This window comes from Nonomuraea coxensis DSM 45129 (assembly GCF_019397265.1).
GTDB classification, from domain to species: domain Bacteria; phylum Actinomycetota; class Actinomycetes; order Streptosporangiales; family Streptosporangiaceae; genus Nonomuraea; species Nonomuraea coxensis.
Map to the genome: position 1 here is coordinate 4,371,258 of NZ_CP068985.1, position 14,762 is coordinate 4,386,019.

Below are 14,762 nucleotides of genomic sequence, written 5' to 3' on the forward strand. Positions count from 1 at the left end.
TGGGTGCGAGGGCCGAGAGGCGGCCCCGCCGGACGAGGAGAACGCGATGCCGAAATACCTGCTCATCATGCGGGGCACCGACGAGTCGAACGCCGCCATGATGGCCGACATCGACGAGATGATGGCCACGACCCGCCAGTTCATCGAGGAGATGGTCAAGGCCGGCGTCCTCCTCGCGGCCGAAGGGCTGGACGATCCGAGCCAGGGCGTCGTGGTCGACTTCAGCGGCGAGGCCCCCGTGGTCACCGACGGGCCGTACGGCGAGACCAAGGAACTGTTCGGGGGCTTCTTCCTCCTCGACGTCGCCTCGAAGCAGGAGGCGGTCGAGTGGGCCAAGCGCGTCCCCGCGGCCCGCGGGGCCAAGATCGAGGTCCGGCGGGTGCCCGGGAGCGACGAGGTCCCGCAGGCCGACCGATGACCGTGAAGGACGGGGCCGGGCGCGACAGCGACGGCCACCCCTGATGAGCACGGCCGATGTCGAGGCCGTCTGGCGGATCGAGTCGGCGCGGATCGTCGCCGCGCTGACCCGGTTCACCGGCGATTTCGGGCTGGCCGAGGACGCGGCCCAGGAGGCGGTGGCCGAGGCGCTCACGTCGTGGCCGCTCGCCCCTCCGGCGAATCCGGCCGGCTGGCTCATGGCCACGGCCCGGCGGCGGGCCATCGACGCGATCCGCCGCCGGGCCGCCCTCCAGGACCGGTACGCCCTGCTGGCGGCCGACGTGGCGGTTGACGAGGACATCGATCCCGACAAGATCGATGACGACGTGCTGGCGCTGATGTTCGTCAGCTGCCACCCGGTGCTCTCCCCGGAGGCCCGGGTGGCGCTGACCCTGCGGGTGGTCGGCGGCCTGTCCAGCGGGGAGATCGCCCGCGCGTTCCTCGTACCCGTGCCGACCGTGCAGGCCCGCATCACCCGGGGCAAGAAGACGATCGCGGCGGCCGGGGTGCCGTTCGAGCTGCCGCCGGCCGCCGAGCGGCGGGAGCGGCTGGGCGACGTGCTCAGCGTGCTCTACGTGATCTTCACCGAGGGGTCGACGGCCACGTCGGGCGACCGGCTGCTGCGCCCCGACCTCGCGTACGAGGCGATCCGGCTCGCCCGTACGCTGGCCGCGCTGCAGCCGGACGAGCCGGAGGTGCACGGCCTGCTGGCGTTGTGCGAGCTGACGGCCGCGCGCTTCCCGGCCCGGACCGCCCCGGACGGTTCGCCGGTCCTGCTCGACGAACAGGACCGGCGGTTGTGGGACTTCTTGGCGATCCGCCGCGGGCTGGCCGCGCTGGCCAAGGCGTCGGCCCGCGGCCTCGGCCCCTACGGCCTGCAGGCCGCGATCGCCGCCACCCACGCGGCGGCGCCGTCGGTCGAGGCGACCGACTGGGACCGGATCGTGGTGCTCTACGAAGCACTCGGCCGGGTCGCGCCCTCGCCGGTGGTCGAGCTCAACCGGGCCGTCGCCGTCGCCATGGCCTCGGGCCCCGCGCAGGCCCTGGCCATCGTGGACGAGCTGATCGCCTTGGACCGGCTCCCCGGTTCGCACCTGGTCCCGACCGTACGCGGTGAGCTGCTGGCCCGGCTCGGACGGCGGCCGGAAGCGCGCGCCGAGCTGGAACTGGCGGCCCGGTTGTGCGCCAACCAGCGCGAACGCTCAGTGCTGTTGCGCAAGGCGGCCGCGCTGAGCTGACCCCTGCCACACGCCTGGGACGGGCGCCGTTCCCCGGATACCCGGCCGGGGTAGTGTTGCGCCCGCACGCGTTGCGCGTCGTCGCGAAGGAGAGACGCTCATGCCCGACACCAGCCCGCCGGTACGGGGATCCCTCGAACCGCGAGGGCTCGGCCGCCGCACCGGGCACCCCACGGAAAGAAGGCCCCTTCGCCCTGCTCACCTGGGAGCGCACCAGGTGAACGACGGTTCCGTGCCCGCCCGCTGCCTGCGCCGCTCGGCGGCCCGGCGAGGCCCGGTCACGCGGAGAGCGGCACACCCGTGACGGACACGACGTCCTTCCTGCTCGAACGCCTGCACGCGGCCGGCCTGACCGACGTCGTCGCGGTCGAGCCGGCCACCGGGGGCCTCGCCGCGACCGCGGGGCTCGCGCGCCGCGGTGACGGCACGCCGGTGTTCGTCAAGGCGTTCGGCGAGCCGCCGTCGGACGACGCCTTCGCCGCGGAGGCCGAAGGGCTCACCGTGCTCGGCGAGGTGGGCGGCGTCGCCACGCCCGAGATCATCCTCGCGGACCGCGACCTGCTCGTGCTGTCCGCGCTGCGGCCCCGGCCGGGCACCGTGGCTTTCTGGGAGCAGCTCGCGCACACGCTCGCCCACCTGCACACCGCCACCCGGCACTCCCGGTTCGGGTGGCACCGGGACAACTGGCTGGGCCGTCGCCGGCAGGTCAACACCTGGGACGACGACGGCCACGCGTTCTTCGCCCAGCACCGTCTGCTGCGCTGGCTCGGCGAGCGACGCGTCGAGGAGGCGCTCGACGCCGCCGATCGAGCGGCGCTGGAGCGGCTGTGCGACCGGCTGCCCGAACTGCTGCCGGTCAGGCCCGCGTGCCTGACGCACGGCGACCTGTGGGCCATGAACGTCATGGCGGCCCCTGACGGGCGGCCCGCGCTGATCGATCCGGCCGTGTCGTACACGTGGGCCGAGGTCGACCTGGCCCACCTGTGGACGACGGCGCCGCCGCCCGAGGCGCACGTGTTCTTCGAGCTGTACGCCGAGCTGACCGGACTCGACCGCGGCTGGCGCGAACGCATGCCGATCCTCCAGCTGCGCCAGCACCTGGCCGTGATCGCCCAGTTCGACCCCGACTGGGGCGCCGCCGGTCTCGTACGCGCCACGCTCGCCCCGTTCCGGAAGCGGCCCTGAGCTCGGCGTCACTGAGGCGCACCGCTTCGCGACCGGGAGAACAGCGCCGCGCCCGCCTCAGGAGCGCGCGGGCCGGCACGCCCCTCGGCGGCTCACGGCCTCATGCCGTCCGGGAACCCGGTCCAGCGCAGGTCGGCCGGAAGGTGGCTCACGTCGTTGAACATCACCAGCGTCGGCGGCAGGCCGGTGCGGTAGTCGATGACCGTCAGCGCGGCGTTGGCGCTGTTCAGGCCGAGCCACCGCGACGGCGGCGCGTCCAGGGCGTGCCGCACCAGCCACGCGATCTGGTAGGCGTGCGTCACCAGGACCTCGTGGGTGTCGCGGCGGGTTCCCGCCGGTGCCGGGCCGGGGACGTTCGCGAACCGGGCGACCAGGGCCTCGGCGAGCTTGTGGCCCGAGGCCGCCTCGGCGTCGTCGTAGCCGTCGAAGAAGCCGGCCCAGGACGGGGGTGTCTCGGCCGCCCGGGGAACGTAGGGCACGTGGTCGACGAGTTCGGCGGCCTCGGCGACGGGCGCGTCCGGCAGGTGCCGGGCGAGTTCGTGCGCGCTGGCCGCGGCGCGCGGCAGCGGAGAGTGCCATACGGCGTCGACCGGCAGGCCGGCGAGCCGTTCGCCCAGCAGGCGGGCCTGCCGGCGACCGATGCCGGTGAGGTTCCCGAAGGCGTCGGCGGCGCCGTGGCGGGCCAGGTAGAGGTGTCGCGTGGTCATGGGCGGTCGGGGTGCGGTGCCCGCGCGGGCCCGCTTCCCGTCTCCTTTCGCGTTGTGGCTGAAGGGGGCGGAGGCGGAGGGGCGCTCACGCCTCGGCCACCGTGACGGTGCCGGTGGTGCCGTCGAGGGTGATGGTGCAGTCGTCGTGGAGTCTGCTCGTCGCGTCAGGGACGCCGAGGACCGCGGGGATGCCGTGCTCACGGGCGACGATGGCGGCGTGGGAGAGGACGCCTCCGGTTTCGGTGACGACGCCGGCCGCGATGCGCAGCAGCGGCGTCCAGGCGGGGTCGGTGAAGGGGCAGACGATGATGTCGCCGGGGCGCGCGTGCGTGAAGTCGCGGGGACCCCGGATGATCCTCGCGGCGCCGGTCACGACCCCGTGGCTGCCGGGCGTTCCGGTCAGCGTGGGCGCGTAGGCCGAGGCGTGGTCGGCGGGGGAGGGCCAGGCCGGGGGCGTGGCGGTGACCGGCCGTGCCTGCAGGATCCAGGGACGTCCGTCGGCGATCGTCCACTCGACGTCCTGCGGCCCACCGCGTACGGCGGCGATCTCCCTGCCCAGCTCGGCGAGCAGTCCGGCGGTCGCGTCGTCGATCGCCGGCCGGTCGCGGGCGCGGACGGGCACGTCGGACATCACGAGCCGCCCGCCCTGCCGGTCAAGGCGGGTCCGTTTGCAGGCGACCGTGCGGGTGACCGCCCCGTCCCCGGTGACGCGGTAGGCGTCAGGGGTGACCGTGCCGCCGACGACGCTGGGACCGAGCCCCCAGGACGCCTCGATGCGGATCGCGCCGTGCGGGTCCGCGGGCGTGAACATGATCCCGGAGACCTCGGCGTCCAGATGGCGTTGCACGAGGACCGCCATGACGAGGTCGCCGGAGGACGGGCCGCCGGAGGCGTCCCGGTAGTCGACGGCGCGTGAGGTGAACAGGGAGGCCCAGCAGGCGCGGACGGCGTCGGTGACCGCGCCGGCTCCGCGTACGGCGAGAAAGCTGTCGTGCTGACCGGCCGCCGACGTCCGGCCGGTGTCCTCATGGGCGGCGGACGATCTCACCGCGACGGGCGGGTCGCCGAGCTCGCCGAGCGCGCGTCCGAGCGCGTCGGCCAGGGTGGCGGGGACCTCGACGGCCTCGATCGCCCGCCGTACGGCGTCGAGCCGGCCCGGCTCGCCGGCGAACCGTTCGAGGCCCAGGTCGCGGACGGCGGCCCGGTATGCGGCGAACGACACCACGAAGCCGTCGGGAACCGGCAGCCCCGCGCGCAGCAGCGCGCCGAGCGCACCGGCCTTGCCCCCGCACGTGCCGGCGGCAGCCGATCTGAGGGGTACGATCACCCGCCCATCCTTTCAACGAAATATTGACAACATTTCGTTGAGTATGGATCATGAACGGCATGCCACGCAAGCAGGACATCACTCACGCCGGGCGCGCAGACCACGCCCAGGCCGACCGCGAGCACGACGCGAGGCGACGCCTGCTGCGCCGGGGCGCGGACACGCTCGACGCCCGTCCGTGGCGGCCCGCTCCGGCCCCGCTGTCGGCGGTCGACCTCGTCCAGTTCGCCGTCTGGCGCAACGCCGACCTGGACCCGGAGGACGTCCTGAGCGCGCTGGCCCTCCTGCCCGCCGCGCGCGCCGAAGTGGAAGGACTCGAGTCCGCCCTGCTGTTCATCGCCCGCAGCAGCGGACTGACCTGGGCGCAGATGGCGGACGCGATGGGATTCAACTCCCCGCAGGCCTGCCAGCAGCACTACACCCGCCTGACGGCGCGAGGAGCCGGCTCGTGACCCGCGACTCTCCGCCTGACCTGCTGGTCCTGCACGCGGTACGCGTCCTCGGGTTCGCCGACACCCCGGTGATCGCGCAGCGGTACGGGCTCGACGCGGCCCGGACCGAGGAACTGCTGCGCGACGCCGAAGCGCGCGGCTGGGCCGCGTACTCCGCCTTCGCCGGCACCGCGGGCTGGTCGCTCACCGAACCGGGCCGGGCCGAGAACGAGCGCCTGCTCGCGGCCGAGCTCGCCCGCGTCGGCGGCGCCGACGAGGTCCGGGACGTCTACCGCACGTTCCTCCCCCTCAACGCCCTCCTGCTGCGCGCCTGCACCGACTGGCAACTCCGGCCCACCGACGGCGACCGGCTCGCCGTCAACGATCATCGCGACCCCGCCTGGGACGCCGGTGTCCTCCACGAGCTCGCCTGCGTCTCCCGCGCGCTCACGCCCCTGGCCGACCGGCTCGGGAACGTCCTGACCCGGCTGCGCGGATACGACACCCGCTTCGCCGCGGCGCTGGAGCGCGCCCGGGCAGGGGAGAACGCCTGGGTGGACCGCACCGACGTCGACTCCTGCCATCGCGTCTGGTTCCAGCTCCACGAAGACCTCATCGCCACGCTCGGCCTCGACCGGAACACACAACCCTGACCCGGTCTCCAGGCATGGGTCCGCCCGGCCGTGTGGAGCGCCCTGCCCGCCGCTGCTGATCAGCCGGTGTGCGCGGCCGCCGGCCCACTGACGGCACGGGCGCCCGCCATTGGCCGGCGCGATCCGGTGACCACCACCCGTGGGAACGGCGGGCGCTCGGCTGGCTAGGCTGCCGGACATGAATCCGGCCACGACCAGCGGCATGATCACCGAGCCCGCCATCCTCGACGCCAGGGACCTGACTTCCGATCCGGAACTGGAGGCCCGGTTCGCCGAGTCGGCCCACCGGATCCTGGCGGACCTGGTCAGCGGAGGCGCCGCGCTGGGCTGGGTCGAACCACCCTCGCCGGACGAGGTGGCCGAACTTCTCGGCCACGTCGTCTCCGCGGCGCGCGCCGGGGACGCGGCCCTGCGCGCCGCCTACCTCGACCGTCGCCTTATCGGGCTGGGGTACTGGCTCCGCTACGCCCGGCCGACCCACCGCCCGCACGCCGACCTGGAGAAGCTCGCGGTGGCCGCCACCGCCCACGGTCGTGGCGTCGGCCGGGCGCTGACCGCCGCCTTGATCGCTGACGCACGGCAGGCGGGTATCGAGGTCCTCACCCTGGACGCCCGTGGCGACAACACCAACGCCCTGCACCTCTACCGGTCCCTGGGCTTCACCGAATACGGCCGCCTGCCCGACTTCGTCGCCGTCGGCGAACACCGCTACGACAAGGTCTTCTCCATGCTGGACCTCCGCCGCCAGGACTGATCACCGCCACGCGCCGGCCCGCGTCGAGCCGAACCCGAACTGCGGACGCGAGCCGCGACGTTCGGTGTGTCGGTCGGCCACCGCCTCCAGGCAACGCCCGAACGCGATCGACGCCGACAACGTCCTTCGGAGGACCGGCGGCAAGCGAAGCCGGGATCGCGGGTAACGCGTTCGTCACTATGGGCCCGCCCGTCCCGGTTCGGCAGCACCCTGGAGGCATGTCGACAGCGGACGACGTCCCCGGTATCTCCTCCCGCGACGAGGAAGCACGGCATGCCGAACTGCGGGCACAGGCATCCGGCCAGGGCCGCGTGTATCAGTCCGCCAGGGATCAGACCATCCACCACCACTACCCGCCCGCACCGGACCCCGGCCAGATCGTCGAGGGCGACATCCCGCAACGCCCGCCCGGCTTCCAGCCGCGCGAGCCGCTGCTACGGCAGCTCGCCGAACTGCTCGGCGGCCCGGCCCCGGATCACGGCGCACAGGACGCAGGGGGCGGGGCCGCGGTGATCTGCGCCGTGGCCGGCAGGCCCGGGGTGGGCAAGACCCTGCTGGCCGCCTCCTACGCCTGGGCCTGCCAGGCCGCGCGCTGGCCGGTGGTGGCCTGGATCGCCGCCGAGACCACCGACCAGATCCTGAGCGGCCTGGCCGCCCTGGCCGAGCGGCTGGGCGAACGCCGCTCCGACGAGGACGCCGCCACCGCCGCCCGCCGCGCCAAGGCATGGCTGGCCGCCACCAGCCGTCCGGCGCTGCTGGTCTTCGACAACGCCACCGACGTGAACGCCCTACGCGCCTGGTGCCCGGCCACCGGCGCCACCCGAGTGGTCATCACCACCCGCAACCGCGCCTTCGCCCGCGCGTACGCGCCGCTCGAGGTGGAGGTGTTCACCTCCGAGCAGGCCGAGGCCTTCCTGCAGCGGCGCACCGGCCTGACCGACCCCGACGGTGCCGCCGCGCTCGCCCGCGAGCTGGGACATCTGCCGCTGGCGCTGGCCCAGGCCGCCACGGTGATCGTACGTCTGCGCCTGGACCATGCCGGCTACCTGGAGCTGCTGCGCGGCTTCCCCGTCGGCGACTGTCTGACCGCCCAGGACGGCGACGCCTACCCGGCCGGCACCGCCGAGGCCGTCCTGCTGTCGGTCACCCAGGCGGAGTCCGCTCTGCCCTTCGCCCACGACCTGCTGTCGATTCTCGCCGTGCTGTCGTCCTCCGGCGTCCCGCTGCCGGTGCTGTCCGCCCTGAGCGATGCGGATTCCGAGGCCGGCGCAGCCCCGGTACGACTGCGGGAAATGCTCGCCGACCTGGCCGACACCTCGCTGATCACTTTCAGTGAGGATGGGACCACGGTCCTGATGCACCGCCTCATCCAGCGCGTCCTGTGCGACCGCGCCGCCCACCACGGCGACCTCGGCACCGCCCTGGTCCGGGCCACCGGGCTGCTCCGGGACTACGCCGACACGCTGCCGGACGGCGCCCGTACCTGGGCGGCCCGCGCCGCGGTCGAGATGCTCATCGACCAGAGCGACGCCCTCCACCGGCGAACCCCCGCCGACGAGCTCCCCGAGGACCTCCTGGCACTCCGGCTCTGGTGCGGCAGATCCCTGCACGACCTGGCCGAGCTCGCCCGCGCCGTACAACTGCTCGAGGCCACCCTGGCCGACTGCGCGCGGGTGCTCGGCCCTGACCACCCCCACACCCTGGTCTGCCGCACCTACCTCGCCTTCGCCTGCCGCGAGGCGGGGGACCTGGGCCGGGCCATCCCCTTGTACGAGGCGACGCTGGCCGACTGCGAGCGGCTGCTGGGCGCCGACCACCCCGACACCTTGATGAGCCGCAACAACCTGTCCGGCGCCTACCACGCGGCGGGGGACTGGCAGCGGGCCATCGCACTGCTCGAGGCCACTCTCGCCGACATGGAGCGGGTGCTCGGCGTGAACCATCCCGAGACTCTGGCCCTACGCCACAACCTCGCCGTCGGCTACCAGGAGGCGGGAGACCTGAGCCGGGCCATCCCCCTGTTCAGGGCCGCCCTCACCGGCCGCGAACAAGTGCTCGGCCCTGATCATCCCTCGACCCTGTCCTCCCGCATGAACCTGGCCGGCGCCCACCAGACGGCAGGGGACCTGAAGCTCGCCGTCCGGCTGTTCGAGGCCACCGCCGGCGACTACGAGCGGGTGCTGGGTCCCGACCACCCCGACACCCTGACCTGCCGTACCAACCTGGCCAACGCCTACCAGGCGGCGGAGGATCTGGACCGGGCCATCCCGCTGTACGAGCAGACGCTGGCCGAGCGCGAACGCGTGCTCGGCCCCGACCATCCCCACACCCTGACCTCCCGTACCTACCTCGCCAACGCCTACCAGGTGACGGGGGACCTGGATCGGGCCGTCCCGCTGCTCGAAGCCGCCGTCAGCGGCTACGAACGGGTGCTGGGCCCCGACCATCCCGACACCCTGACCTGCCGCAGCAGCCGCGCCATCGCCTACGGGGCGGCGGGTGATCCGAAGCGGGCCATCCTGTTGCTCAAGGCCGGCGTCAGTGACCACGAGCGGGTGCTGGGCCCTGACCATCCCTCGACCCTGGTCTGCCGCAGCAACCTGGCCGACGCCTACCGGAAGGTGGGGAACCTGGGCCGGGCCGTCCCGCTGTACACGACCACCCTCACCGACTGCGAGCGAGTGCTGGGCAGCGACCACCCCACGACCCGTGTCGTCAGGGAGAACCTGGCGGCCGCCGCCTCCGCGGCCGTTCTCCGAAGGGCGCTGATTCCGGGTGTTCAGGGGGTTGGGGTGTCCGGGGCCGGGGACACGTTCGCCGACGGGCTCGACAGGGCTGGGCCGGCCGATCGTCAGGTCAGGAGAGGGAAGGGGAGGTCACCAGCGCGGCCACCTCTTTGGCGATGAGCCTCTCGTTCAGCAACTGGAAGTGGTCCTCGCGGAGCAGGTCGAACATCTCGCCCATGCTCTGCCGCCGGGCTCCCGCGACTATCTCGTTGAAATGCTGGTCGTAGTTCGCGGAGAACACGACTTTCGACTTCGGGCACATGGCGTGCAAAGTGCCGATCCGGCGGAGGAAGCGATCGCACTTCTCCTCGCCCTCCCAGTAGTCCCACCAGTCCTCGGCATGCCGCTGGATGTGTGCCAGGTTCTTCTTGCTGATCTTGTGCAGGTACTCGGACATGTTCTGGAACTCGGTGATGTTCTTCGGAATGCGTGCGATCTCGATGAGTTCGGTGAAGGGGGCGGAGGGATTCATCGTTGCGAACGCCCCGGACACGACCATCGAGGAGTGGTTGATGTTCGGGTCGAGGAGCACCATGGCGTACGTGCGAGGGTTGCGCGCCGGATGGGTCTGCCAGAACTCTCCCAGACGGATGATCATATCTGCTCCGGTGGAGAAGCCCACCAGAACCAGCTTCTTCTGCGGATACTTCCTGCGGAAATGGTTGAGCGCACCGTTGACGAGTTCGACGTGGGTTTTCAGGCCGACCGGCCGATACCTCTCGTCCTTGGCCTCCTCGGCGTTGAACCCGAAGAGGGTGAGCGCCGCGGTGTGCTCATGTGCGATGTTCATGTAGGGCCGGAAGTCGTTCGCGTCGAGCCCAAGGCCGGGCAGCAGGACGACCAGGGTGTTGGATCGCGTGACACGTTCCAGATAGCGCAGTTCGCGCCCGATCACCGTCTGGTCACCGGGCAGATCGTCCTCGAAATCGGCGGGGCGTATGTCGAAGGATTGAGCGGTGACGCGCCGGTCCTGCCGCCTGTTCCGCTCCACCACGCCGCGCACATACCACGTCGCCCAGCAAAGCCCCACGACGGCGAGAACGGGCAGCGCCTCAGAAACCTGTCCCATGCTCGCCCACAGCCAGTCGAGTGCCGTCCTGGCCTCGTCGCCGTAGATGCCGATGATGACGGCGAGGGTGCCGCCCACCCCACCGAGCAGCACGCGGTGACGCCGGATCAGGCTCAGGAACGTCATGCCCCTGCTCGCGTCCTCAGCCAATGCCTTTCTCCTGCCGTCCGCCCATGACGACCGGGAAGTCGGCCTCAATCGTGGCCGTGCCGATGAGATGGGCGTCGCCGGCGGCCACCAGACGCAACTCTTTCGGCTCGCCCGCAAGCCGGCCACGTACCTGACACCCCGGCCGAAGGAGGCCGTGGCTGGGATTCATGGTGAGAAACAGCCCCGGGGAGGCGATGTTGTCCATCACACACGCCTCTATCGCCTTTTGAACACTGACGTCGTACTGGAAGAGCACGAAATTGCAGGTGATGACGTTGAACCGGTTGGTGCGGAGGAAATGGGCCAGCCGCGGCAGATCCAGTATGTCGAGCTCGGCGGTCACCACCGCTCTGCCCTCCTCGGCCGTCATGTCGAAGGACCACAGCAGTTCCTCCAACCGTTCCTCGTAATACTCGGACGGCCCGTAACAGGAACGCAACCACTCCATGCTGGGCAGGGGCGGCGCGTCCGCGCCGACACGTAGGGCCAGCGGTATGGTCCGGTATTCAGGCGTGTACGGCTCCCATGCCAAGTCTGTCCCGAACCGATCGTAGACGGCCTTGTTGTTGAGCTGGCGAGGCAGAATTCCCACCCCGGTCCCCAGGTCGAGGAATCTCACCTCGTCCAATCCGTGCTCGGCGGCGAACCCGCCGATGATCAGTTGCGGCACGAGGAAACGGCGTGCGCCGGTGAACGAGTTCGACCGGCCGCACATCTCCCTGGCCAGTTCCTCGCCGTGGCGCTCGACGAGATCACGGAGGAGACGGAGTCGCGTGGCGTCATCGACGCCGCCGTCGAACAGCGAGGTGTCACGCTTCTCCCGTAAGGCGATCTGGCGGACGGCGGCGCTTGTCAGGGTGATGAGGTGGGCGTCGCTGATGTGGGGTCGCGCGCTCCACACGGTCTCGAGTACGCGGGAGAATTCGGGGTGCCCGCCGGCGAGCAGTTCCCGAACGAGCCGATGAAAATGCGACCAGCCGTGGTGGCCCTGCTGGTGCTGCACGATGGCGGCGAGCGTACGGTCGAAGGCTGTGCGCCGCTCCTGGAACATGTCGCTCCCTTCGGGCCCAGGACGGGTGAGGCGGCCTCTCTCAAAGGGCGGTCGGCCCCCCGGAGGCCGCGACCGCCACGGACAGGGGCTGCCGGTCGGTCAAGTGGTCATCCGCGGGACACCGCGCGCGGAAGGTGTAGAGCTCTGCGAACCTCTGCACGATCGGCCGTACCCGTCCGGGCACCTCCATGCGCTCCAGGGCGTCGATGACGATCGCCATGCAACGCTGGGCGGCCTCCGCAAAACGGGGTTCCCCCATGGCGTCACGGGCGGCTGTCACCCATGTCTCGCGCATGCTCGGCAGAGGCAGAGTCTCGGCGATCCTGCGCACCTCCCGGAAGGCGTACGGGTCATCGAGCAGTGCGCTCACCGTGACGACCGGCACGATCCAGTTGTCGCCCTCCTGAGCGTCGATCATGCGCAGCTCGAGATGGCCGCGCGGCCGCACGGGAGGCAGCACCGACCTGAGGTGATGCTCCAGGTCGTCGAGGCGAGCACGTCGTGGTCCCGCCCCGCGGAGCCACTGCCGCATCGTGAGGCCCGGAGGAGGAGCCTCCAAGGTGCGCGGACACGACTGGGCGATCCCGACAACCCGGGCGTCGAGCACATAGTCCGCCCACGCTTCACGTGGATCCTCCACGAGGGGCAGCGGGTCGGTACGGGTCGGGTCGGTGAGGAAACGAAGCACCTGCCGTCTCGATCGTTCCGGTGTGCCGAGGTCGAAGGGCGAGTTCGCGAACATCGCCGTGAGCACAGGACCAAGGCTGTTGGCCAACCACCACCGGTGTCTCCAACCTCGCGGGCCTGACGAGTCATCGCCGGCGTCGACATTGACCTGAACCGATGCGCTGTTGTACATAACGACTCGGCCGTAAGGTCCGAAATGGTCGTAATTGCGCTCTAAAGCGACGGTCCGCGGAGTGTCCACGACGCGGGCCGCCCTCCGGTGGTCAAGACCGCGCCCCAGCAGAGTAAGGCTGGAGCGCACAGCTCCGTCGCGGAGCACTTGCAGGTCGCGGGCGGCCGCGTCCAGGCATTCGGCGAGCGAGTCGGCCGGGGCCGTGCTGAGTTCGAGCTGGCCGCCGGGCTCGAAAGTGACACACCCTCCCGCTGGTAAAGGTCCATCATCAATTTCGAGACACGCCTTGACATCTGCGACGCTTATGCGCCTATCAGGTGAATCGTCAGGTACGAGTAGCCACTCCAGCTCTATGCCCACCCGTCCCACCTGATTACTGGAGAAGGCATTGTCGCGAATCCATTTGGCTGCGCTGTGCACTGTCAGCTGGCTGTTCACGCACCATCTCCCAGCGCCTACACCTAGAACACGGCAGAGTTTGCAAGTGCATGCCGAATGCAAGTTGCCCCGTGTAGTCTATTAAGCCAGCGGGCGTTCATACTGTCCATAGCGATCCAACAGCGGTGCGGCTGCCGTCCTCCATGGAAACACATGAACGAATTGTTTACGGTCAAGAGTGGCGGGCGCCGCCGGAACATCACCATCAACCTCAAGGCGCAACATGATGATGAGCACCAAACTCCATACCAGGCTACAAATGGGGCGCCAGCCGGCCTATGTCGAGCGATCGTCGAACTCCTCCTCCATAGTGATCTTCCTGCACGGCCTCGGCCTGGACTCCAGCGACTACTGCGACTACCTGCGACGTCACGACGAACAGCACAGCATCGCCATCACCCTTGTCGGGTTCGAGGCGAGGTCAACCATTTCGGCGGGTCCCATACCGTTGAGGGAGCATGTCGAAACAGTTTCGGACCTCATTGCGGAGATTCACGGCAAGTATCCGGAGAAAAAGATCGTGCTCGCCGGTTTCTCGCTCGGCGCCGATCTGATTCTGTGTCTCGCCGAACATTGGAGGGAGAACAGGCCGGCGGCTCCTCGGATGGCGGCGGCCCTGCTGCTCGACCCGAACGTGAACCAGTCGACGATGGCCATTTCGAAGTTGTTCGCCGAGGCGGATCCTAATGATCCCCTGCCTGCGTTCGACAAACTGATCGGCCAGGCGACTGATCCGGCTGTTCTGGAGGCGCTCCGCTCATACGTCGCCAAGGTCCGCACAAAGGACTTCGTCCAGCTGTGGAGTCTCTCGCGAGACATGCTTGGCTATTGGCACCCTGACGGATACACCCAGATCGGCGCACGTCTGGCCGCTGTGGCCGCGGTCTCCGATGCTGTGCGGGTGGTGCTGTCGTCCGCGTACAAGAGGCACTTGCCGGCCATGCGGGCAGCGGTTGTGGACGAGTCGCGCATCTCATTCTCACTCACGTCAATGGGGCACTTTGACCTCATTCGCGAGGAGAACCTCTCTCCTGAGCTGGACCACATTCGCTAGCACGGCAGCATGTAGGCGGGGGCCCAGGGCCGAAGCGTTCTCACGTTGTGAAACCGAGTAGCTGAAGGTCGTCGGCCGGGCGACTGCGGCAGTGGTCGATGGCGGCGATGGTGGTCCAGCCGATCGTCGTCGCGTCGCGCCCGGCCGCGGCGGCGGTGGCGACGGCCGCGACGATGAATGCCAGCAGGGGGCGGCTGTCTGTGGTGGCGGGTGGGGTGCAGGCGGCGAGCGCGGCCAGATAGGTGCAGGTCGCGGTGTCGAAGGCGTTGCCGTCCGAGCGGGCCAACAGCCGTCCCAGGGTGCTCGCGGCCGGCCGGCCGCACCGCGCCGGGTAGGCCGGCCGCGGCGCGCAGGTCCGGGTTGTATCCGGCGATGAACCGGGCGATCTTGATTAGGGAGGTTGCTCCGCCGAGCACGGCGAGCAGGGATAACGCCGGCAGCGGGCCGAGGCGAGAGCGGCGTCCCGGCGGCTGCGCGGGTCAGGCACCGCGTCCAGGACCTCGGCCGGGGTGGGCAGATCGAGCAGGTCGTCGGGCAGGCTGGCGGCAGTGACGTGCTCCAGGTGGCGGGAGAGCACGTCGATACAGGCACCGCCTACCCGATCGAGCACTACATCCGCGAT

The 14,762-nt window shown here is 70.6% G+C and carries 15 protein-coding genes; 8 read left to right on the plus strand and 7 right to left on the minus strand.

Annotated elements, in window-relative coordinates; genetic code table 11:
- Positions 1 to 46 precede the first annotated feature (46 nt).
- The 3 genes from Nocox_RS20340 to Nocox_RS20350 all read left to right on the plus strand — a co-directional run bounded on the left by Nocox_RS20340 (position 47) and on the right by Nocox_RS20350 (position 2,861).
- Positions 47 to 418: a YciI family protein gene (locus Nocox_RS20340; protein WP_020543458.1), complete on the plus strand. Its 372-nt coding sequence runs from the start codon at positions 47 to 49 to the stop codon at positions 416 to 418.
- A gap of 43 nt (positions 419 to 461) precedes the next feature.
- Complete coding sequence (locus Nocox_RS20345) at positions 462 to 1,676, plus strand: RNA polymerase sigma factor (protein ID WP_020543459.1); 1,215 nt, start codon at positions 462 to 464, stop codon at positions 1,674 to 1,676.
- 300 nt (positions 1,677 to 1,976) lie between these two features.
- Positions 1,977 to 2,861, plus strand: a complete 885-nt coding sequence (locus tag Nocox_RS20350; RefSeq protein ID WP_020543460.1) for a fructosamine kinase family protein — start codon at positions 1,977 to 1,979, stop codon at positions 2,859 to 2,861.
- Positions 2,862 to 2,953: 92 nt separating this feature from the next.
- Here Nocox_RS20350 and Nocox_RS20355 read toward each other — a convergent pair whose 3' ends face one another.
- Both Nocox_RS20355 and Nocox_RS20360 read right to left on the minus strand, forming a co-directional pair.
- Entirely contained in the window at positions 2,954 to 3,568 is a 615-nt protein-coding gene (locus Nocox_RS20355; protein WP_020543461.1) for a histidine phosphatase family protein, read from the minus strand.
- Positions 3,569 to 3,653: 85 nt separating this feature from the next.
- The gene (locus Nocox_RS20360) at positions 3,654 to 4,895 is read right to left on the minus strand and encodes a PEP/pyruvate-binding domain-containing protein (protein ID WP_020543462.1); all 1,242 of its coding nucleotides are present in this window, start codon (positions 4,893 to 4,895) and stop codon (positions 3,654 to 3,656) included.
- 59 nt (positions 4,896 to 4,954) lie between these two features.
- Here Nocox_RS20360 and Nocox_RS20365 point away from each other — a divergent pair, with 59 nt between their 5' ends.
- The 4 genes from Nocox_RS20365 (at position 4,955) to fxsT (ending at position 9,639) form a co-directional block, all read left to right on the plus strand.
- Entirely contained in the window at positions 4,955 to 5,347 is a 393-nt protein-coding gene (locus tag Nocox_RS20365) for a hypothetical protein (RefSeq protein ID WP_026214387.1), read from the plus strand.
- Positions 5,344 to 5,979 carry a hypothetical protein gene (locus Nocox_RS20370; RefSeq protein ID WP_020543464.1) on the plus strand — a complete coding sequence of 212 codons (636 nt, stop codon included), beginning with the start codon at positions 5,344 to 5,346 and terminating at the stop codon, positions 5,977 to 5,979. Before Nocox_RS20365 ends, Nocox_RS20370 begins: the two co-directional genes overlap by 4 nt.
- A gap of 178 nt (positions 5,980 to 6,157) precedes the next feature.
- A complete protein-coding gene (locus Nocox_RS20375; protein ID WP_026214388.1) occupies positions 6,158 to 6,733 on the plus strand; it encodes a GNAT family N-acetyltransferase in 576 nt (191 codons plus the stop codon).
- Between the two features lie 218 nt (positions 6,734 to 6,951).
- Complete coding sequence (fxsT, locus tag Nocox_RS20380; protein WP_169577039.1) at positions 6,952 to 9,639, plus strand: FxSxx-COOH system tetratricopeptide repeat protein; 2,688 nt, start codon at positions 6,952 to 6,954, stop codon at positions 9,637 to 9,639.
- Here fxsT and Nocox_RS20385 read toward each other — a convergent pair.
- Genes Nocox_RS20385 through Nocox_RS20395 form a run of 3 tightly spaced genes read right to left on the minus strand, consistent with a single transcriptional unit; the run spans position 9,590 to position 13,086 of the window.
- On the minus strand, positions 9,590 to 10,714 hold the full coding sequence (locus tag Nocox_RS20385) for a hypothetical protein (RefSeq protein ID WP_157383081.1): 1,125 nt from the start codon (positions 10,712 to 10,714) through the stop codon (positions 9,590 to 9,592). The genes fxsT and Nocox_RS20385 overlap by 50 nt on opposite strands.
- A gap of 16 nt (positions 10,715 to 10,730) precedes the next feature.
- A complete protein-coding gene (locus Nocox_RS20390) occupies positions 10,731 to 11,789 on the minus strand; it encodes a hypothetical protein (protein WP_020543469.1) in 1,059 nt (352 codons plus the stop codon).
- 40 nt (positions 11,790 to 11,829) lie between these two features.
- Positions 11,830 to 13,086: a glutamate-cysteine ligase family protein gene (locus tag Nocox_RS20395; RefSeq protein WP_157383082.1), complete on the minus strand. Its 1,257-nt coding sequence runs from the start codon at positions 13,084 to 13,086 to the stop codon at positions 11,830 to 11,832.
- Positions 13,087 to 13,309: 223 nt separating this feature from the next.
- Between Nocox_RS20395 and Nocox_RS20400 the strand changes: the two genes are divergently transcribed.
- Positions 13,310 to 14,140, plus strand: a complete 831-nt coding sequence (locus Nocox_RS20400; RefSeq protein WP_084685684.1) for an alpha/beta fold hydrolase — start codon at positions 13,310 to 13,312, stop codon at positions 14,138 to 14,140.
- 40 nt (positions 14,141 to 14,180) lie between these two features.
- On the opposite strand, the gene Nocox_RS20405 is transcribed toward Nocox_RS20400, so the two are convergent.
- Positions 14,181 to 14,426, minus strand: a complete 246-nt coding sequence (locus Nocox_RS20405) for a hypothetical protein (protein WP_020543473.1) — start codon at positions 14,424 to 14,426, stop codon at positions 14,181 to 14,183.
- A gap of 105 nt (positions 14,427 to 14,531) precedes the next feature.
- Positions 14,532 to 14,717 carry a hypothetical protein gene (locus tag Nocox_RS20410; protein ID WP_157383083.1) on the minus strand — a complete coding sequence of 62 codons (186 nt, stop codon included), beginning with the start codon at positions 14,715 to 14,717 and terminating at the stop codon, positions 14,532 to 14,534.
- Positions 14,718 to 14,762 lie beyond the last annotated feature (45 nt).